Below are 20,565 nucleotides of genomic sequence, written 5' to 3' on the forward strand. Positions count from 1 at the left end.
GGAGGGGATTCCGTTCGGATGAATCAAACCCCATCTTCGTGGAATGCTGACCGGCCGCGCACCAGAACGAACGATGGAGGAGGACCGACCGCGCGCCACCATCCTCAACGTCAACGACACCCCGTCCGTCCTCTACCTCACGGGGCGCATCCTCACGAATGCGGGCTACCACGTCGTGGAGGCCTCCAGCGGCAAGGAGGCGCTCCGGCTGGCGACGGGCCGGCCGGACATGGTGCTCCTCGACGTCCACATGCCGGACATCGACGGGTACGAGGTCTGCCGGAGGCTGCGTGACCAGGAGGAAACGCGCGACCTGCTGATTGCCCACCTGTCCGCTGTCTCCGTGCGCAGGGAGGACCGGCTCCGGGGCCTGGCCCAGGGAGCGGACGCCTACTGGACGACTCCCCTGGAGGATGACGAGCTGCTCGCCAACATCGAGGCGCTCCTGCGCCTCCAGGCGCGCACCCAGTCAGCGGTCAGCGCCCGGGACGAGTTCCTCTCCATCGCCGCGCACGAGCTGCGGACGCCGATTACGGCGCTGCGGCTCAACCTGGAGCGGCTGGTCCACCACCTCTCGCGGGCCCCCGGCGACCTGATTGCGCGTGGCACCGTCGAGGCGAGCACCACGCCCGCGCTGCGGCAACTGGTGCGCCTGCAGCAACTGCTGGACACGCTGCTGGACATCTCGCGCGTGGGCAGCCGGAAGCTGCGGCTCCACATCGAGATGTTCGACCTGTCGGAGGCCGCGCGCGACATGGCCCAGCGGTTGGCCATGCCAGCCCGGGCGGCCGGTGTCACCCTGAGCCTGACGCTGCCCGAGCGCCCCACCCTGATCCTGGGTGACAGGCTCCGCCTGGAGCAGGTCATCAGCAACCTGCTCACCAATGCCTTCCGCTACGGCGACGCCAAGCCCGTCCTGCTCGAGGTGGAGGCACAGGCGGAGGTGCTGACGCTGAGCGTGCGGGACCAGGGGGTCGGCATCGCGAAGGAAGACCAGACGCGCATCTTCAATCGCTTCGAGCGCGCGGCGGCGGCCAGCGGCACGGATGGACTGGGCCTGGGCCTCTTCATCGCCCGCGAAATCGTCTCCGCGCACGGAGGCACCCTCACCGTTGAAAGCGAGCCGGGACACGGCTCGAGATTTCTCGTCACGCTGCCCCGTCACCGGACGGAAGCGTACTGACCGAAAGGAAGGCGTGTCGTGTCGTCAGGACAAGAAGGAGACAGCGGGCGAAAAGGGAAGCAGCCACGGCTCGAGACGGGCGTGCCCCGGCTGGACTTCATCACCAAGGGGGGACTCATCCAGGGTGCGTCCTACGCGCTGCTGGGGCCTCCGGGGTCGGGGAAGACCGTGCTGGCGCACCAGATTGCCTTCTGGCACGTCCAACATGGCGGCAAGGCCCTCTACGTGACGCTGCTCACCGAGTCCCATGCGCGCATGCTCGCGAACCTGGAGGTCATGGCGTTCTTCGACGCGAGCGTCATCCCCGACAAGCTCCACTACATCAGCGGCTACCGCCAATTGGAGACGGAGGGGCTCAAGGGCCTGCTGGAGATGATTCGGCGCGCGGCCCGGCAGCATCAGGCCACGCTGCTCGTCATGGATGGCATGGACGCGGCGAAGGAGTTCGCCCGCGGGGACCTGACCTACAAGCGGTTCCTCCAGGAGCTCCAGACCTTCGTCAGCATCATTGGCTGCACGACGCTGCTGCTGTCGCCCCATTACACGGGGGACATGCCGCCCGAGACCACGGCGGTGGATGGCGTCTTCGAGCTCTCTCTCTGGCTTTCGGGCCCGCGGGCCGTCCGGGAGCTGGTCGCGCTCAAATTCCGGGGCAGTGATTCGCTGCTCGGCAAACACGAGCTCGAAATCTCCGACCAGGGCATCATCGTCCACCCGCGCACCGAGGTGCAGTTCTCCGCGCCCCAGGAACGCAGCGAGGGGCCCCGCATCCGGATGGCCTTTGGCGTCCCCCGTCTGGATGAGTCACTCCACGGCGGGTTGCTGTCGGGGTCCACCACCCTGCTCCTGGGAGCGCCCGGCACGGGCAAGACGCTGCTGGGACTGCGGTTCCTCCTCGAGGGCGCCAGGCAAGGGCAGCCGGGTGTCTACTTCGGCTTCTACGAGACGTCCCAACGCCTCATGGAGAAGGCCGAGGGCGTGGGGATGGGCGACTTCAAGAAGTACGTGGACGAGGGGCTCATCGAAATCCAGTGGCAGCCGCCCCTGGAGCACAACCTGGACGCGTTGGCCGAGCGGCTCCTGGAGCGCATTCACGAACGGAACGTGAAGCGGATGCGCCTCTTCGTCGACAGCATCGCGGGGTTCCGCTCGGCGACCGTCTACCCGGAGCGGATGAGCCGCTTCTTCTCCGCCCTGTCCCACCAACTTCGGATGATGGACGTCACCACGCTCTACTCCGAGGAGACCGCGCTGTTCTCTCCGGACGTGGACGCGCCCCAACCGGACGCCACCGCGTACGTGGAGAACGTCATCCTGCTGCGCTACGTGGAGCTGCGCTCACAGCTCTACCGGCTGCTCTCCATCATGAAGATGCGCGAGAGCCAGTACGACAGCGGCATCCGCGAGTTCTCCATCACCAACGAAGGCATCACCGTCGCGGAGACCTTCGAAAGCGCCGAAGCCGTCCTCACGGGCCACGCCATCCTCGCGGGGACGCCGAACAAGTCCCGGCGCAAGCCTCCCATGGGCGCGAAGTCCGCCAAGAAGAAGAAGGCGGCGGCGGCGGCGAAGCGCAAGCCCGTCCAGCGGAGGCGCTCATGAAGACCGTACTGGTCGTCGACGACGAGACGGACATCGCGGAAGCCGTGAAGTCCATCCTCGAGGACGAAGGCTACAAGGTCGTCACGTGCACCAACGGACGTGAAGCCCTGGCCTGTCTGGAAGAGACGCGCCCGGACCTGGCCATCATCGACGTCATGATGCCGGTGATGAATGGCTTCGAGACCATTCAGGCCATCCGCCACACGGAGGCTTTCGCGACGCTGCCGGTGCTCATCATGAGCGCCATCGACCCTTCCGTCCGGCCACACGCCTATGACTGGGCGGGGTTTCTCAAGAAGCCCTTCTCGCTCGACAACCTGCTGACGCAGGTCCACAAGCTGGCGCCGCTGGCGGCGTGAGCCCTTTCGGCGGGACTGGAGCGTTCCCACTCCGGGCGCTACGCTCGGGACTTCCGGCCTTCCCGGCCGGAAGTCCTCGCCAGGAGCGCGCGCCCCGCCATGAACCCGTTCCCCCTCTTGCTGTGCGTGCTGCTCGCCGTACCCGCTGCGCACGCCGCGGACCGGGTCGCGACCGCGCGCAAGGCTCGGGCGAAGCAGGTCGCCGCGCTCTTCCAGGACGCGGGCGTGACCTGGCCGCCAGAGCGGCTCTACCTGCGCGCCTTCAAACACGAGCGGGAGTTGGAGGTCTGGGCAGGCTCACGGACCGGGGCCCTGGTGAAGGTGAAGATGTACCCGTTCTGCGCCGCCTCCGGCGAGCTGGGGCCCAAGCGCCGCCAGGGCGACCTCCAGGTCCCCGAGGGCTTCTACACCATCGACCTCTTCAACCCGGTGAGCAGCTACCACCTGTCCATGCGCGTCAACTATCCGAACGCGGCGGACCGGTTCCATCAGGTGAAGGGCGTGCCGCTTGGTGGCGACATCTACGTGCATGGTGATTGCGTGAGCATCGGCTGCATCGCCATCAAGAACGGCCCCATCGAGGAGCTGTACCTGATGACGCTCGACACCCGCGCGAAGACGAAGCGCGACGTGCCCATCCACATCTTCCCGCGCAGGCTGGATGCCGCGGGGCTCGCGGCGCTGACGAAGTCCCTGCCCAAGACCTCGCCGCTCGTCGACTTCTGGCGGAGCCTTCAGCCGGCCTATACCCAGTTCGAGGAAACACGGCGTGTCCCCGTCACCTCGGTGGACGCGAAGACGGGCCGGTACGCGGTGAAGCCCGTGCCGACCGCGCAACGCTGACCGGGCCTCAGACGACCTTGCCGGGGTTGAGCAGGCCCAACGGGTCGAGCGCCGCCTTGATGGAGCGGTGCAGGTGCATGCCCCCCGCGCCGAGCTGCGCCTCCAGGAAGGGCTGCTTGAGCGCGCCGACGCCGTGCTCACCGGTGATGGTGCCGCCCAACGCCAACGCGGCCTCGACGATTTCGTCGAACGCCGCGCGGGCTCGCACCGAGGCGTGAGCGTCGTCGCGGTCGAACACGATGGTCGGGTGCATGTTGCCGTCGCCCGCGTGGCCAAAGGTGCCAATGAGGACGGCGCGCGTGGTGGCGATGCGCTCGATGGCCGCCAGGAGTTCCGGGATGCGCGACAGCGGGACGCCCACGTCGTCGAGCAGCGTGGCCCCCTGCTTCTCCAGGGCGGGATAGGCCAGCCGACGGGCCTGCATCAGCAGTTCGCCCTCGGCCTCGTCCGTGGACTGTGTCACGAAGGTCGCGCCCGCGGCCTCGCACACAGCGGCCATGGCGGCTGTTTCCTCGGCGCCTTGCTTGCCTCCCGCGTCCGAGCGCGCCAGCAGCAGCGCGGCGGACTCCACATCCAGCCCCATGGCCGCGTGGGCCTCGACGGCACGGACGGTGGCGCGGTCCATGAGCTCCAACAGCGACGGGCGCGTGGTGGCCATGATGTCCGTCACGGCGATGCCCGCCGACACCAACGTCGGGAACGCGGCCAGCAACGTGGTCGCCGGAGGCGGACGGGGCCGCAGCTTGAGCGTGGCCTCGGTGATGATGCCCAGCGTGCCCTCCGAGCCCACGAAGAGCCGCGTCAGCCCATAACCCGCCGAGGTCTTCATCGTGCGGCCGCCGGTGCGGACCACCGAGCCATCCGCGAGCACGGCCTCCAGCCCCAGTACGGCGTCTCCCGTCACACCGTATTTCACACAGCACAGGCCGCCCGCGTTGGTGGCCAGGTTGCCGCCAATGGAGGAGAACTCCCAGCTCGCCGGGTCGGGCGCGTACCAGAGCCCCTGCTCCGCCGCCGCGGACTTCACGGCCGCGTTGAGCACGCCGGGCTGGACCACCGCGAACATGCCACGCCGGTCTACTTCCAGGACGCGGTTCATCCGCATGAGCGACAGGACGATGCCGCCCTCCACCGCGTTCGCGCCACCGGACAGCCCCGAGCCCGCACCGCGTGCGACCACGGGCACCCGGAGGGCCGTGGCGACACGCAGGACCGCCTGGACTTCCGAGGTGGACGCGGGACGCACCAGGACGCCAGGCATGCCGGCCGGCGCCCACTCCGCCTGGTCCCTGCGGTGGGACTCCAGCACATCGGCGTCGGTGACCACCGCCTCCGGAGGCAGCACCGCCTTCAGCTCACGCCACAGCGCCTCCGTGCGCGACGTGCTCACGACTCACCTCGGGTGACGACTACTTCGTGCCCAGCAGCGTGAACTCGACGCGGCGGTTCAGCTCGCGTCCACGGGGCAGCAGGTTCGGTGCCTTGGGCCGGGCGTCCCCCATGCCCACCGTGTCGATGCGGGAGGCGTCCAGGCCCGCGTCGACCAGGGCCTGGGCCACTGCCTGAGCGCGCGCCATGGACAGCGCCTGGAGGGTCGCGGCGGGCCGCTCCTTGTTGTCGGTGTGCCCTTCGATTCGCAGGCGCAGGTTCTCATCGCGCACGAGCATGTCCACCAGCAGGGCGAGCCCCGCCGTCGAGCCCTTGCGGGGCGCGGACTGCTTCTCCGCGAAGCGCGGCGGCCGTGGCAGCACCAGGGCCTCCTTCTTCACCTGCACCTTCTGGGACTTGCTCGCGGGTGCCTTCGCCAGCGTGAAGGCCACTGTCGGCGCCGCCTCGCGCGAGAGCTTCACCTTCCGCGTCTGCGCCAGGTACCCCTGCGAGAGGACATCCACGCGGTACTCGCCGGGCGGCAACATCACCTCCACCGGCTTGCTCGCCTTGCGGTCCACCACCACCCGGTGCGGCGCTCCCGACGCGGACTTCAGGTACACCGTCGCCGCGGCGGGACGCTTCCCCGCGAGCACCTTCAGCAGCAGCTTCGCCGGAGCCACGGGCCCCTGCTCTGGCGCCTCCACGGGCTTCGCGGCCACGGGAGGCGGGGTCACCACCACGGGCGTGGACACCGGAGGCACCGACACCGGAGGCGGCTTCACCGGCGCCTGGGCCACCGGCGCGGGCGTGCCCGCATCCACCTTGTCGGGAATGGCCACGTCCGCGAGCTGCGCGGTCATCTCCGCCTTCACGTCGTGGGACAGCTTCAACTTCAGGCGCGGGTCCGGCGCGGTCGGGTTGATGGCGGGCAGCACCCGCACCCGGGCGCGCAGGCCGCGCTGCACCTGCACCGTCACCGACGCCGTCAGCTTCCACAGGAAGCCGCTCTCCTCGCTGAAGAGGTTCCAGGATTCGTTCGCGTAGGTGACGTGCGAGACGAGCGTGTAGGAGCCCTCCTCCACCGTGAGCACGGCGAGCCGGTGCAGCCCGGGGCCGTTGAGCTTGTCGAGCCCGGGGATGGCCAGCGGCTGGTTGTTCACCAGGAAGTCCGCCTCCACCAGCTTGTAGCCCTTGGACGTGCCCGCGCCCGGGAGTCCCTCGAACGAGATGATGATCTCCGGAGGCGGCGTCTGGACCATCTCCTGGAGTTGCCGGTCCAGGTCCTCGCGCGCCCGTTGCTCCACGGCGGACGGCTCCGCGGCGCGCGCGGTGGCGGCGAGCAAACCCAGGAGGACGAGAACGGGAACTTGAGCGGAGATGGAAGCCACGGGGGCTCACAGCATCGCACAACCCGGGGCCGCCGCGAGTTGTCCGCCACCCAGGCTGACAACCAGACGACCCTCCGTGAACTCCCTTCCCCGCCCCGTGTATCAGGCTGATTCAGGAGTGAATGGACTTGTAGCTCCCATGCGGAGAGGTTTTCCCCTGAAAGCCCCTGCCCGGAGCCTCCGCTGCGTTCCGGCTACCCACGAGGGCCGCATCAGCGCTACGCCTATGGGTATGACCGACTTCCAGTTCCAGGACATGTTGCCGCTGGGCAAGGACGAGACGCCGTACCGGCTGCTCTCGAAGAACCACGTCTCCACCTTCGAAGCCGGCGGGCGCACCTTCCTCCAGGTCGAGCCCGAAGCGCTCACCCTGCTCACCCGCGAGGCCATGCGGGACATCGCGCACCTGCTGCGCCCCGGGCACCTGCGGCAGTTGTCGAACATCCTCGAGGACCCCGAGGCGTCGTCGAACGACCGCTTCGTGGCGCTGGAGCTGCTGAAGAACGCCAACATCGCCGCCGGCGGCGTGCTGCCCTCCTGCCAGGACACGGGCACCGCCATCGTGATGGGCAAGAAGGGCCAGTACGTCATCACCGGCGGCAATGACGAGGAGGCCATCTCGCGCGGCGTGTTCGACACGTACCAGACGTCGAACCTGCGCTACTCGCAGATGGCGCCGCTCGACATGTACAAGGAGGTCAACACCGGCAACAACCTGCCCGCGCAGATCGAGCTCTACGCGACGGACGGTGACGCCTACAAGTTCCTCTTCATGGCGAAGGGTGGCGGCTCCGCGAACAAGAGCTACCTCTTCCAGGAGACGAAGGCGCTGCTCAACCCGCAGAGCCTGTTGAACTTCGTGGACGCGAAGATTCGCGCGCTGGGCACCGCGGCCTGTCCGCCCTACCACCTGGCCATCGTCGTGGGCGGCACCTCCGCCGAGTACGCGCTGAAGACGGCCAAGTACGCCTCCGCGCGCTACCTGGACTCGCTGCCCACCGAGGGCAACAAGCAGGGCCGCGGCTTCCGCGACGTCGCGCTGGAGCAGGAGATTCTCAAGCTCACGCAGCGCACCGGCATTGGCGCGCAGTTCGGCGGCAAGTACTTCTGCCACGACGTGCGCGTCATCCGCCTGCCCCGCCATGGCGCTTCGTGCCCGGTGGCCATCGCGGTGTCGTGCTCGGCGGACCGTCAAATCCTGGGGAAGATCACCAAGGACGGCATCTTCCTGGAGCAGCTCGAGGCCGACCCGGCGAAGTACCTGCCGGAGACGACGGACGGCGAGCTGGGCGGCGAGGTGGTGAAGATCGACCTCAACCGCCCCATGAGCGAGATTCGCGCCGAGCTGTCGCGCTACCCCATCAAGACGCGCCTGTCGCTCAGCGGCCCGCTGGTGGTGGCGCGCGACATCGCCCACGCGAAGATCAAGGAGGTCCTGGACGCCGGCCACGGCATGCCCCAGTACCTCAAGGACTACATGGTCTATTACGCCGGCCCGGCGAAGACGCCGGAAGGCTACGCGTCCGGTTCCTTCGGTCCGACGACGGCCGGCCGCATGGACGCCTACGTGGACCAGTTCCAGGCCGCGGGCGGCAGCTTCGTCATGTTGGCGAAGGGCAACCGCTCGACCGCCGTCACCGAGGCTTGCAAGAAGCACGGCGGCTTCTACCTGGGCTCCATCGGAGGCCCCGCGGCCCGGCTGGCGAAGGACTGCATCACCAAGGTGGAGGTGCTGGAGTACGCCGAGCTGGGCATGGAAGCCGTGTGGAAGATCGAGGTCGTCGACTTCCCGGCCTTCATCGTCGTGGACGACAAGGGCAACGACTTCTTCGCCAACATCAACAAGCCGACGGCGGCGAAGAAGGCCTGAGGCCCGCGGAGCACTCCGCCCGGTGGCTCACACCCCGGGCGGCGTGGTGCCCTTGGGTGCCGAAGCGGAGCGCTTGGGGATGATGGAGCGGCGTGGCCCCTTGAGGGCCACGCCCAGCAGCATGGTGGCGGGCAGCAGCATCCCCAGCCCCTGGCCGAAGTTGTCGGGGGGCTTCACGATGGCCCCCAACACCAGCACGGAGAACAGCAGGCCACAGACGAGCCGGAGGATGAGCGAATTCACACCTCCAGCCTAAACAGTCCGTGGCCGCTGTCCACCGGCCCCCTACCGCGGGACTACCAGATCTTGACGCGCTGCTCGGCCGGCAGCCAGTTGCCGTCACCCTGCTTCACGCCGAACGCCTCGTAGAACTCCGGCATGTTCCGCACCACGCCGTTGACGCGGTACTGCGGCGGCGAGTGGGGGTCCGTCAGCAGCATCTGCCGCATGGCATCGTCCCGGTACAGGCCGCGCCAGATCTGCCCCCAGCCCAGGAAGAAGCGCTGGTCGCCCGTGAAGCCGTCGATGACGGCGGGCGTCTGGCCCTGGGTGGACAGCTTGTAGGCCTGGTAGGCCACGGTGAGGCCGCTCAGGTCGCCAATGTTCTCGCCCAGCGTGAGCTTGCCGTTGACCTTCATGGCCTCCAGCGGGCTGAAGCCGTTGTACTGCTCCACCAGCATGTTGGTGCGCTGCTCGAAGCCCGTCTTGTCGTCGGGCGTCCACCAGTCGCGCAGGTTGCCGTCGCCGTCGGAGCGACTGCCCTGGTCGTCGAAGCCGTGGCTGAACTCGTGGCCGATGACGCCGCCGATGGCGCCGTAGTTCGTCGCGTCGTCCGCCTCCGGGTTGAAGAACGGCGGCTGCAGGATGGCGGCCGGGAAGACAATCTCGTTCATCGTGGAGCTGTAGTAGGCGTTCACCGTCTGCGGCGTCATGCCCCACTCCTCGCGGTCAATGGGCTTGCCCAGCTTGCCCATGGCGCGGCGGTGCTCGAACAGCTCGCCCCGGCGGACGTTGCCCACCAGGTCACCGGCGACGACGTCCAGCGTCGAGTAGTCCCGCCACTTGTCCGGGTAGCCAATCTTCACGCCGAACTTCTCCAGCTTGGCCTGGGCCTGCGCCTTGGTGGCGGGGCTCATCCAGGTCAACCCGTCAATGCCCTTGCGGAAGGCCTCGCGCAGGTTGGACACCAGCTCCTGCATGCGCTTCTTGGAGTCGGGGCTGAAGTGGCGCTCCACGTAGAGCTGGCCCACGGCCTCGCCGACGACTTCGTTCACCTGGGCCACGCCGCGCTTCCAACGCGGACGGTTCTCCTCCATGCCCTGGAGCGTCTTGCCGCGGAACTCGAAGTGCGCCTGCTCGAAGGCGTTGCTGAGCAGCGGCGCGCGGGTGTCCAGCACCTTGAAGGACAGGTACTGCTTGAGCACCGGCAGCGGCGTCGACTTCAGCAGGCCCGCCAGCGCCTCGAAGTAGTCCGGCTGACGGACGATGACCGCGGGCGTGGCCTCGGCGCCCGACGCCTTGAGGAAGCGGGCCCACGAGAAGCCCGGCGTCAGCGCGTCCAGCTCCGCGACGCTCTTGAGGTTGTACGTCTTCTCCCGGTCGCGGTTGCGCGTGCGGTCCCACTGCTTGGCGGCCAGCGCCGTCTCGAACGCCATGATGTCCTGGGCGGCCTTCTTCGCGTTCTTCTCACCGGCCAGCGTCAGCAGCTTCTCGATGTAGGCCACGTAGGCGGCGCGGACCTCGACGAAGCGCGGCTCTTCCTTCGTGTAGTAGTCCCGGTCCGGCAGGCCCAGGCCCAACTGCGTGGCATAGACGATGTACCGCGTGGCCTGCTTCTGGTCCTGCCCCACGAAGATGCCGAAGGGCACCGGCACGCCTTCGTTCAGCAGCGCCGCGAACAGCTCCGGCAGCGCGTCCGCGCGCTTCACGGCACTCACGCGCTGCAGTTCGTCGTTCACCGGCTTCAGGCCCAGCGACTCGATGTGCTGGGTGTCCATGAAGCTGTTGTAGAGGTCGCCCACCTTCTGCGAGGTGGAGCCCGGGTGACGCTCCTTCGCCGAGGCGGACTCCTCGATGATGGTGCGCATCGCCAGCTCGGCCTTGTCCGCCAGCTCGATGAAGGTGCCGTAGCGGGCGCGGTCCGCGGGGATGGGCGTCGTCTTCAGCCAGTTGCCGTTGACGAAGGTGTAGAAGTCGTCCTGCGGGCGGACGGCGCGATCCAGGTTCTTCAGCTCCACGCCCAGCGAGCCCGAGGCCGCCGACGTGGCGGTCGCGGCCGGGACGGCGGGAGGCGGCGCGTCCTCCGAGGGGGCCGGCTGCTGCGTGGTCGCACAGCCAGTGAGAAGCAGGGTGCCAAGGGCGCTGCGGGCCCAGGCGCGAGGAACGAAGATCTTCTTGGGGCTCAATGCGGCTCCGAGAGAATGAGGGGCGGCGGATGCTGCCAGACGCGGAGGGTTGTCGTCCCTCCGGGCAGGCAGGAAAAACACCCGGCCGCTCACCCTATTCCACGGGAAGGCCCCCCGCTCGCACCTTCCGCGCGGAGGGCCCTCTCGGAGCGTGCGCTATGGCGCCGGCTGGCCCAGCACCGGCGCGGGCACCGGCGCTTGAGGCGCGGCCGGCGGGGGCACGGGCGGCGGAGGCGCCACCGTGACGTCCAGTGCCAGCACCTCCAAATCGTGGAAACCCTTGGCGCTCACCTCCCCGCCCCGGAACACCGCCCAGCCCGGCATGCCGCGGTGGAACGTGCGCGTCATGTGCCAGAGCTGGAGTCCGCTGTTGGCCAGGTACAGGTAGAGCGACCGCTTCGGATTCCACGGGTTCGGCAGCGCCACGGCCAGACCGTCATCCGAGCGCCCGTACGTCTTGCCCTGCCAGCGGAAGTAGCGCCGCCCCAGCTCCACGGGCAGCTTCTTCTCCTCCATCAGCCGGGCGATGAGCGCGTGGTCCTCCGCGCCGCCGAAGAGGACGAGGTCCCGGTCCGCCAGCTCCGCGTCCGTCACCTCGGCATCCGGCTTGATGGGCAGCAGGTACTCCACGAACGCGTCCGCCAGCACCTCGCGGTACCCCAGCGCCAGCGTGCGCATGGACTCCGTCTGGCGCGCCGTGCCATGGACGAGCAGCAGGCGCTCCCAGGCGTCGAGCTGGTTCGACAGCGTCTGGAAGCGCTCACGCGGCACCGGGATGTCGTTGGCCGCGTTGAACACCACGCGGACGGGGGCCTCGGCGGTGCGGAAGGTGAACGTCTCGGTGGGGCCCTTCACCTCCACGCGCTCCAAGGTGGCGCCCTTCGCCGTGCGGACCTCCACCAGGGTGACGAAGTGCCAGAGGCGCGCGGGCGGCTGCTCCACCTTCAGCGTCACCTCGTAGCCGTCCTTCACTTGCGCGGCGGTGGCGCGGATGCGCGGCTGCGGCAACCCCGTCTGCTCCACCCACTGCGCGACGAAGGGCCCCACGTCGCGACCGGTGGCCTCCAGCACGGCCCGCTTGAAGTCCGCCGTGGTGACGTCCTTGTTCGCGTAGCGACCGTGCAGGAAGTTCATCGCCTTGGAGAACCCCGCGTTGCCCAGCAGCAGCCGGAGCTGGTGCAACAGGAAGGTGCCCCGGATGCGCGGGAGCTGGTAGGCGCCGTAGCGGCCGAAGTCCGTCTTCGCGGTGGCGGGCACCACCTCCGCCTCGCGCGAGGTGGTGAAGAGATAGCGCGCGTTGAGGTCCGCCAGGGCGTTGCGCTGATACTCGAAGGCCTTCTCCGACGTCCCCCCGCCCGCGGGCAGGTCCTTCAGCAGTTTCCAGTACGCGGCGGTGCCGCTGATGAGCCAGTTGTCCCCGTCCGTCTTGGGGAACAGGGTGTTGGCCCAGAGCAGGCTCCGGTCGAAGACGAAGACGTCCTTCACCTTGGCGGTGTCGCGCGTGAGCGAGACGGGCTCCGTGGGCGGCTTCCACGTCTTGTGCGCCAGCTTGAGCTTGTCCGCCACGACGATGGGGCTGAAGGCCGTGTAGCCCAGGGACAGGTGCGGCGTGGCGCCGGGCAGGTCGGGAATCCACCGGCCGCCCACCATCTTCTCGCGCAGCGTCGTCTTCCCGTAGTGCGCCAGGAACATCAGCTTCTGGGCCATCTCGGACGTGGTCACCTTGCCGTCGCACGCGTGCGGCCGGTTGATGGGGCTGGAGGCCATCATCCGGATGGCGGCGTCCAGGTCGAAGCCCTTCTTGCCGTATTTCGCGTAGTACTCCTGGAAGGCGATGTCGCGGTTCCAGGTGTTGAAGGCCAGGTCCACCGGGGCGTTGTCCGGGTTGGGCACGTACTCCTTGCGCACCTCCAGGTCCCGGTTGTTGTTGTTGGCCCAGATGAAGTCCTTCAGGTTGCCAGGCGTATCGGCCGCCGCGCCCTTCCCGCCGGTGCGCCACAGGCGCGTCTTCTTCGTCCCGAGGAGGAGGCACGCGCCCTCGTCCGTCTTCATGTCCGCGAGCGTCCAGTCGTTCGTGTAGAGGCCGTTGTTGCCGTCCTTCATGATGCGGGCCACGTCGTCGATGGACGACGCGTACTGCGCGGCCTTGCGGATGCGGTTGCTCTGCGGCGTGCCGTTCATGTCGAACGGCGACTGCCCCACCGTCGTCTCACCGATGACGAGCCCGGAGGCGTTGACGTACCAGTCCGAGCCGCTGTGGATGCCACCCGGGAAGGTCTGCATCACGAAGCGGTGCCCCTTGGTGGGCTGCACGTCCAGCATCACGTCCCAGTGCACGCCGGTGTAGCCGCCCCACATGAAGATCTGCCCCATGATGGCGCGGCCGTCCGTCGTGGCGGACTTCGTGGCGACGAAGGAGGAGCAGTGGTCGCCCTTGCCGGCGCGCTCGGCCTCTTCTTCCGCCTTGAGGAAGGTGCGGCCGGTGAGCGGCGTGGCCGTGGCGCGGTTGGCCTCCGCGAGCTGCCCCGCATCCACGGCCGAGTTGAGGGTGACGATGTCGAGCAGGTCCAGGTCGCGGTCCTTGAACTTCGCGCCGGCCTTGTTCGCGCCGTCCGCGATGCCCTTCATCTCCTCCAGGTACTCCGCGTCGTACTTGCGCAGGAACAGCGCGTCCGCCAGCAGCCGCTGGTGGTTCCAGCCCTTGTTCGCGTCCGTCTTGTCCTTCTCGATGCCCAGCTTCTCGATGTAGCGGACGATTTCCTGCGGCGCGAGCTGGCCGAACTGGTGTCCCCGCTCATAGGGCTCGCCCTCGATGTGGACGAAAATCCAGCCGCCCTCGTCGTAGCGGAAGCCCTTGCCCGCCCAGCGCACCGTCTCCATGGGAATGTAGGCGGTGATGTCGTCCACCTTCTCCACGCGCACGTCGTCGAACCACGCGGTGCCCGTGGCCTTGCCGTTGCGGCCCAGGTGGAGCTGCACGCGGTCCGAGGACTGCGTGGCGAAGAACAGCACCGACGCGCGGCCTCCCGCGGCCGTGGCGGGCGCGGGCGAGCAGTTGGTGAAGGGGAAGCTCTTCATCGACAGGCAGGCGCCGTGCGCCGTGGGGTAGCGCGCCTGCGGGTCCGTCTGCACGCCCTGGGTGCGGACCCAGGCACTGAGCCGGTAGAGCTGCCCCACCTGGAGCTTCATCACGTCGGACTCGACGGTCGTCTCGGCGCCACCCACCGGGTTCTCGATGGCGAGGCCGCGCTTCCCTTCGCTCTTCGCCGCCGTGCTGGAGGACACCTTGCCCTGCCCCTGGGCCTTCCAGAACGCGGGGAGCGAGCCCGTGCCGCCCGCCACCTCGAAGGTGCCGTTGGGGACGAGGACCGGTGTGGAAGCCGGCGGGGGCGCGGGCGCGGCGGCCTGGGACGGCGCCGCGGCGAGCGTGCCCACGGACAGCAGCAACGCGCCGAGCAGCTTGGAGGTCATGCGTGAATCGGACATGGGAAGTCCCAACCCGGGGGGACGCCGGGCAACGGGTGGAGGTGGCCGGGGCGCATGACACCGCCCCGCTCCCCGAGCGTCAATCGCGATGCGTTCCGGGACGGCCTTGACGCGCAGCGGCTTCCCGCCAGCGCCGCATGGCCGTCAGCGGAGCACCCGGGCGCTCGCGCGGAGCAGCAGCCGGGCCGCGCGCCGCAGGGAGTCCACGCGCCGCGCCGCCGTCACCGGCGGGTCCACGGGGGCATCCCAGTCGAAGGTCCTCAGCCGCCGGAGAAAGCCCTGACGGACGCAGCCTTCCAGGCTGAAGACGTGCAGGTCGTGCGTCCACCGCACGGCCAGGCGCAGGTCTCGCGAGAACTCGCTCCAGTCCAGGGGCCTGGCGTTGAAGACCCCGGGGAACTCCACGCCACCGCCGGTGACACCCACCGCCACGGACTGGCAGCCCGGCGCATAGCTCCAGAGCACCGCGGGCCCGTAGGGGCGCAGGAAGCTGGTGTACAGCATCAGCACCTCGCGGTCCGCGCGCAGGTCCAGCACGCCCGACAGCCGCTGCACCAGCGACGAGCGGGACTCCCGCTCATCCACGATGACGGGGAACTGGTAGGTGTCCACCCGGTAGCCGTCCGCGCGGATGCGCGTCATCAGCCGCGAATACGCCTCCCGCGCGTCCTGCACGCGCCGCCCCTGGACGAGCCGCGGCAGGATTTCTCCCAACTGCCGCCACCCACCTTCCATCCAGCGGCGCAGCTCGCGGATGTCGGGCTCGATGTCCAGCCCCACGCCTTCCCACGTCAGCCCGTGCTCCCGCGACCAGGCGAGGAACGCCTCGTAGCGGGCGGTGGCCTGCTCCACGTTGCCCGCGTGGAACCAGTACCCCTGCTCCGTGGGCAGCAGCAGCCACGCGGTGACGGGGATGCCCACCCGGTTCAGCCGCTGGACCACCTGGGCGCGCTCCGGGCCCAGGTCGACGAGCCCCAAGCTCACCCCCGCCTCCAGCGCGGCCACGTCCTCCACGACGCCAGGCGTGGCGAACAGCGCTTGGAGCGGGCCCGCCTCCAGCTCGCAAAAGAAGGTCAGCATGTGAGGTTTCATGGTGGAAGCTGCGCCATACCATCCCGGAGCAATGCGATGGAACTGCACGGGGGTCGGCTGTTCGCTCACGCCCATCCGCGCGTCTCGGCGCTTGACGCCAGCGCGCGGCGCCTCACGGGCCGGAGATGTCATCCGGTTCGCAGCCCCCTCCGTGCGGCGTTGGGCGCACGGCGGCCCAGGCGTCAGAACCTGGACGGGACGTACCGTTTGCTGACGCCACCGTGACCTCCGGTGATTACGCACAGGGCATGGCGTCCCGAGATGGCATCGACACCCTGCTCCTCATCGAAAGCGTCAAGCCGCGGCTGCGCGGCATGTCCCATGCCGTGGCCTTCGTGGCGGCGCTCGTGGGGTGCCTCCAACTCGCGCTCCTGCCGACCCCGGGGACGCAGTACGTGGCGAACCTGGTGTTCGGCGGCAGCCTGGTGCTGATGTTCGGCGTGAGCGCCACCTATCACCGCTTCACGTGGGGCATGGATGCGTACCGGCGCATCCAGCGCTGCGACCACGCGGCCATCTACATCCTCATCGCGGGCTCCTTCACGCCCATGGCCACGCTGGACACGACGGGGGACACGAGCCTCTATCTGCTCTGGCTGATGTGGATTGCCGCCCTGACGGGCGCGGGGCTCACCCTCGCGGGCATCCACACTTCGCGAGGGTTGCGCTCGGGGCTCTACGTGGCGCTGGGCGCCTTGGCCACGCCGGTGATGCTGCGGCTGCCGGAGGTGATTGGTTCGGGCCGCGTGGCGTGGCTCGTGCTGGGCGGCGCCCTCTACGCCGTGGGTGCCGTCATCTACGCGCGCCGCTGGCCCGACCCGGTGCCCACCGTGTTCGGCTACCACGAGATCTTCCACCTGCTCGTCGTCGCCGCGGCGGGCGTGCACTACGCCGTCATCCTGGACATCGTGACGCGGCGCTGAAGTCCCTCAGCGCCGGTAGCAGACGTCGGCGGGCCATTCGCGCTCCGCCTTGCACAGGCGAAGGCACGCGTTGCAGTTTCCCTCCCAGCGCTCCATCCCGTCCACGCAGCGGGAGTGGGTGTCGGCGCACGCCTCCTGCCAGTCGCGGGCCGGGTATCCTGGCGCCCCAGCACCGCGCGCCGGCCGGGCCCTGAGGCTGTCCAGGTACAGGGCGGCCTGGGCTTCCGTCAGGCCGCAGTTCCCAGGCACGCGGGGATTTCGCGTGAGACAACACGACAGGGTGTCCTGACAGGTGTCCACGGTCTGCGGCGCACGGCGCTGGACGGGGTGACTCGCGCCGCTGGAGCAGCCCAGGGCCATGACGCTGAGCATGCCCGCGAGGTACATCGAGACGGTCGGCTTTGGCATGCGCATGCCAGAACACGACGCGCTTCTCGCCAGCCATCACACCCGAGGGGTATTCCCCTCGGGCCACCGCCGGTTCTACTGACGCGTTTGCCCGAACGAAAAGCGGGCTCCGCGCGGGCACAGCTCAGTACGACCAGGGGAAGCGCTTGAAGTCGCGCTTGCGCTTCTGGACGAAGGCGTCGCGGCCTTCCTGCGCCTCGTCGGTGCCGTAGGCCAGACGCGTGGCCTCACCCGCGAAGAGCTGCTGGCCCACCAGTCCGTCATCCGGCAGGTTGAAGGCGTACTTGAGCATCTTGATGGCCGTGGGGCTCTTCGTGTTGATCTCCGCCGCCCACTCCAACGCGAACTCCTCCAACTGCGCGTGAGGCACCACGGCGTTGACCATGCCCATCTGGAACGCCTCTTCCGCCGAGTAGTTCGCCCCGACGAAGAAGATCTCCCGCGCCCGCTTCTGGCCAATCTGCCGCGCCAGCAGCGCCGAGCCGTAGCCCGCGTCGAACGACGCCACGTCCGCGTCGGTCTGCTTGAACACCGCGTGCTCCTTGCTGGCGATGGTCATGTCGCAGACGACGTGCAGGCTGTGCCCACCGCCCACCGCCCAGCCCGGCACCACGGCGATGACGGCCTTGGGCAGGAAGCGAATCTGCCGCTGGACCTCCAGGATGTGCAGGCGGCCCAGGCGCGCGGGGTCGGACTCGCCCTCTTCGCCCTCGTACTTGTAGCCGTCCTTGCCGCGGATGCGCTGGTCACCACCGGAGCAGAACGCCCAGCCGCCGTCCTTGGGCGACGGGCCGTTGCCGGTGATGAGCACGCAGCCCACGTCCGTCATGAAGCGCGTGGCCTCCAACGCGCGGGACAGCTCGTCCACGGTGCGCGGCCGGAAGGCGTTGCGGACCTCGGGGCGGTTGAACGCGATACGGACCGTGCCCTGGTCCACCGCGCGGTGGAAGGTGATGTCCTTGAACTTGAAGCCCTCGACGGCCTTCCAGCGCGCCGGGTTGAAGATGTCCGAGACCATGGTGTTCTCACTCGGGGGGTAGAAGTGGCTGCGCGCGGACCCTAGGCGCCACGGCACCGTCCGTCCAGGGATGCGCGAGCACCCCGCACGGGCAGCATCTGTCCGAACCTCGCGAGAGGGCTCCGACTCCAGCGCAGGTCCCCCGTTGGGCGCTCCACACGGCCTTGGAGAAGCCCCCTGCCCTGCCTTGTCCGAAGCGGGAGGACGGGTGTTCCCTGTGCCCGAGGCGAGTCCTGAACGAGGTAGAACCATGGACCTGGACCCGAGGTTCCTGCTGCACCGGCGCGCCGTGCTGACCGCGATGGTCGGCGGCGCGACGGCCTCCCTGCTGGGCTGTCGGCGAAAGCCCGAGCCCTCCCCCATCCCAGAGGGCGTCTACATCCCCGACGTGAAGTCGGGCGAGGACGTCTTCGGCTACGTCCAGCGCCTCCGGGGTGCCTTCGATGACGCGCTCTACAAACAGGTGCTCGGCGCGGCCAATGCGTTCAAGGAAGGTGATGCGCTGGTGGGCGTGGCCGCGGCGGACGCGATGTCGCGAGAGAATGCTCGCACGCTGCTGGCGAACACCCGCGTGTCCGACGTGCGGCACCACCCGCTCCACGAGGACGCGCTCCACGCGTTGAGCCTGGAAGCGGAGGATCCTCGGGCCACGGCCGAGACGGCCCCGTGGACCCTGGGCCGTTTGAAGCAGTTCCTCCTGGAGTCCGACGAGGCCGCGATTCAGGCCATCAGCCCGGGGCTCGGCAGCGACACCATTGGCTGCGTCGTCAAGCTGATGAGCGACGCGGAGCTCATCGCGTTGGGCCGCAAGGTGTTCAACCCGCTGCCGGGCAGCAACGTGGGCGCGCGGGGATACATGGGGGCGCGCATCCAGCCCAACTCGCCCACCGACAACGTGGACGACATCCGGTGGCAGGTGTTCGACGGGTTCTCGTATGCCGTGGGCGACGTGGTGCTGGGGTGCAACCCGGTGTCGTCCACGCCGGAGTCCGTCGCCGCCATCGAGTCCGCGCTGCAGGAGATTCTCGTCACGTTCGGGCTGGTGGACGTGCTGCCGCACTGCGTGCTGTCACACATCGACGTGCAGGCGGAGGTGGAGCGCCGGCAGCCGGGGACCACGGGCGTCTGGTTCCAGAGCATCGCGGGCAGCGACAGCGCCAACGCCACGTTCGACATCTCCGTGGAGAAGATGCTCGCGTACGCGGACGAGCGCACCGGGCCGTATGGGCTCTACTTCGAAACGGGTCAGGGCGCGGACTTCACCAACGGCCATGGGCATGGCTACGACATGGTGCTCCATGAGTCGCGCAAGTACGGCTTCGCGCGGGCCCTGTCGCAGCGTGTGGCCCGAGCGCGGCGGGAGGCGGGCCACGAGGCGCAGCCGTGGGTCCACCTGAATGACGTGGCGGGCTTCATCGGGCCGGAGGTGTTCCGCACCCGCGAGCAGCTCGTGCGCTGCTGTCTGGAAGACATCGCCATGGGTAAGCTGCATGGGCTGACCATTGGCCTGGACGTCTGCTCCACGCTCCACATGGACGTGTCGTTGGATGATTTGGACTGGTGCATCGAGCGCATCATGCCGGCGAACCCGGCGTACCTGATGGCGCTGCCCACGAAGAACGACCCGATGCTGGGCTACCTCACCACCGGGTTCCAGGACCACGTCCGCGTCCGCGAGCGCTTCGGCTACAAGGTGGATGACCGGATGTGGGCCTTCTTCCAGCGCCTGGGCGTCATCGACGCGGCGGGCAGGCCCACGGCGCACTTCGGGGACCCGGTCTGGGTGTATCTCCGGTACCTGCGCGCCAAGGGAGACGTGCGGCCGGAGGCGACCATCCGCGCGGAGGCCGAGCGCCAGCTCACGGAGATTCGTGCGCGGGGTGTGCCCATGGCGCGAGGGTATGGCGCGAATCCGTGGGATTTGGAGCCCGCGTTGGACGCGGAGATGCGGCGTGTGTACGCGGACTCGAAGAAGAGTCTGTGGACGGAGCTGACGCCCGCGTTCATCTCGGCCGTGCCGGCGGGCGTGCCGCTGGTGTCGAAGTCACAGGACCGCACCGAGTACATCCTGCATCCGGAGACGGGGGAGCAGCTCGACGCCGCGTCGCTGGAGGCGGTGCTCGCGCTGCGGGCTCGCCATGAGGGGCGCTACGACGTGCAGTTGATGGTGTCGGATGGACTCAACGCACTGGCCATCATGGATGAGGGCCAGTTGGCGCCGTACCTGGAGGCGTTGCGCGCGGCACTGAGCGCCGCGGGTTACCAGCCAGCGCCGGAGCACCTGGTGCTCACGGCCGGGCGCGTGCGTGCGGGGTACCGCGTGGGTGAGGCGTTGTACGCGGGGCTGGCGGACGGTGCCCGGCACCGGGCGCTCATCCACGTCATCGGCGAGCGCCCCGGCACCGGCCACCACACCTTCTCCGCGTACATCACCGCGCCGACCGGGGACGTCTGGTCCCAGCCGGGCAAGGTGGACCACAACATCACTCGCGTGGTGTCCGGCGTCGCGACCACGGCCTACGCGCCCACCTTGGCGGCGCCAGAGACGGTGCGGCTGCTCCAACAGTTGGCGCCGCGGGGGGGATGAGTCTGGTGCTCAGTCGAAGCCGCGCGGCCT

15 protein-coding genes are annotated in these 20,565 nt (G+C 69.0%); 7 read left to right on the plus strand and 8 right to left on the minus strand.

All coding sequences use genetic code 11. From position 1 onward, the window contains the following. Positions 1-73: 73 nt before the first annotated feature. The 4 genes from A176_RS18505 (at position 74) to A176_RS18520 (ending at position 3,987) form a co-directional block, all read left to right on the plus strand. Positions 74-1,183 carry a hybrid sensor histidine kinase/response regulator gene (locus tag A176_RS18505; RefSeq protein WP_002640493.1) on the plus strand — a complete coding sequence of 370 codons (1,110 nt, stop codon included), beginning with the start codon at positions 74-76 and terminating at the stop codon, positions 1,181-1,183. An 18-nt stretch (positions 1,184-1,201) separates the two neighbouring features. After that, positions 1,202-2,785, plus strand: coding sequence for a DUF7125 family protein (locus tag A176_RS18510; protein WP_021781610.1), 1,584 nt, complete (start codon positions 1,202-1,204; stop codon positions 2,783-2,785). Beyond that, positions 2,782-3,144 (plus strand): response regulator, encoded by a 363-nt coding sequence (locus A176_RS18515; protein ID WP_002640495.1) that lies wholly within the window; start codon positions 2,782-2,784, stop codon positions 3,142-3,144. The genes A176_RS18510 and A176_RS18515 overlap by 4 nt, the downstream gene beginning before the upstream one ends. A gap of 99 nt (positions 3,145-3,243) precedes the next feature. Next, positions 3,244-3,987: a L,D-transpeptidase family protein gene (locus A176_RS18520; protein WP_002640496.1), complete on the plus strand. Its 744-nt coding sequence runs from the start codon at positions 3,244-3,246 to the stop codon at positions 3,985-3,987. A gap of 7 nt (positions 3,988-3,994) precedes the next feature. Here the strand turns inward: A176_RS18520 and A176_RS18525 are convergent, their stop codons facing one another. Both A176_RS18525 and A176_RS18530 read right to left on the minus strand, forming a co-directional pair. Further along, on the minus strand, positions 3,995-5,377 hold the full coding sequence (locus A176_RS18525) for an FAD-binding oxidoreductase (protein ID WP_002640497.1): 1,383 nt from the start codon (positions 5,375-5,377) through the stop codon (positions 3,995-3,997). Positions 5,378-5,396: 19 nt separating this feature from the next. After that, positions 5,397-6,746, minus strand: coding sequence for an OmpA family protein (locus A176_RS18530; RefSeq protein ID WP_002640498.1), 1,350 nt, complete (start codon positions 6,744-6,746; stop codon positions 5,397-5,399). A 232-nt stretch (positions 6,747-6,978) separates the two neighbouring features. Between A176_RS18530 and A176_RS18535 the strand changes: the two genes are divergently transcribed. Further along, positions 6,979-8,616 (plus strand): fumarate hydratase, encoded by a 1,638-nt coding sequence (locus A176_RS18535; protein ID WP_002640499.1) that lies wholly within the window; start codon positions 6,979-6,981, stop codon positions 8,614-8,616. A gap of 27 nt (positions 8,617-8,643) precedes the next feature. On the opposite strand, the gene A176_RS18540 is transcribed toward A176_RS18535, so the two are convergent. From A176_RS18540 to A176_RS18555, 4 genes are all read right to left on the minus strand, one after another. Continuing rightward, positions 8,644-8,859 (minus strand): hypothetical protein, encoded by a 216-nt coding sequence (locus A176_RS18540; protein WP_002640500.1) that lies wholly within the window; start codon positions 8,857-8,859, stop codon positions 8,644-8,646. Between the two features lie 53 nt (positions 8,860-8,912). Continuing rightward, positions 8,913-11,021, minus strand: a complete 2,109-nt coding sequence (locus A176_RS18545) for a M13 family metallopeptidase (protein WP_002640501.1) — start codon at positions 11,019-11,021, stop codon at positions 8,913-8,915. 156 nt (positions 11,022-11,177) lie between these two features. Next, entirely contained in the window at positions 11,178-14,507 is a 3,330-nt protein-coding gene (locus A176_RS18550; RefSeq protein WP_002640502.1) for a C45 family autoproteolytic acyltransferase/hydrolase, read from the minus strand. Positions 14,508-14,651: 144 nt separating this feature from the next. Beyond that, positions 14,652-15,587 (minus strand): hypothetical protein, encoded by a 936-nt coding sequence (locus tag A176_RS18555; protein WP_002640503.1) that lies wholly within the window; start codon positions 15,585-15,587, stop codon positions 14,652-14,654. A gap of 260 nt (positions 15,588-15,847) precedes the next feature. Here A176_RS18555 and trhA point away from each other — a divergent pair, with 260 nt between their 5' ends. Next, positions 15,848-16,522, plus strand: a complete 675-nt coding sequence (gene trhA, locus A176_RS18560) for a PAQR family membrane homeostasis protein TrhA (protein ID WP_044891038.1) — start codon at positions 15,848-15,850, stop codon at positions 16,520-16,522. Positions 16,523-16,528: 6 nt separating this feature from the next. On the opposite strand, the gene A176_RS18565 is transcribed toward trhA, so the two are convergent. Together A176_RS18565 and A176_RS18570 are read right to left on the minus strand one after the other, a co-directional pair. After that, positions 16,529-16,930 (minus strand): hypothetical protein, encoded by a 402-nt coding sequence (locus A176_RS18565; protein ID WP_044891037.1) that lies wholly within the window; start codon positions 16,928-16,930, stop codon positions 16,529-16,531. Positions 16,931-17,054: 124 nt separating this feature from the next. Beyond that, on the minus strand, positions 17,055-17,948 hold the full coding sequence (locus tag A176_RS18570; protein ID WP_002640507.1) for a 1,4-dihydroxy-2-naphthoyl-CoA synthase: 894 nt from the start codon (positions 17,946-17,948) through the stop codon (positions 17,055-17,057). A 250-nt stretch (positions 17,949-18,198) separates the two neighbouring features. Between A176_RS18570 and eutB the strand changes: the two genes are divergently transcribed. Then, complete coding sequence (gene eutB / locus A176_RS18575) at positions 18,199-20,535, plus strand: ethanolamine ammonia-lyase subunit EutB (RefSeq protein WP_002640508.1); 2,337 nt, start codon at positions 18,199-18,201, stop codon at positions 20,533-20,535. The last annotated feature ends 30 nt before the right edge of the window (positions 20,536-20,565 follow it).

Origin of the sequence: Myxococcus hansupus, from assembly GCF_000280925.3 — a bacterium.
In the GTDB taxonomy this organism is placed as follows: Bacteria; Myxococcota; Myxococcia; order Myxococcales; family Myxococcaceae; genus Myxococcus; species Myxococcus hansupus.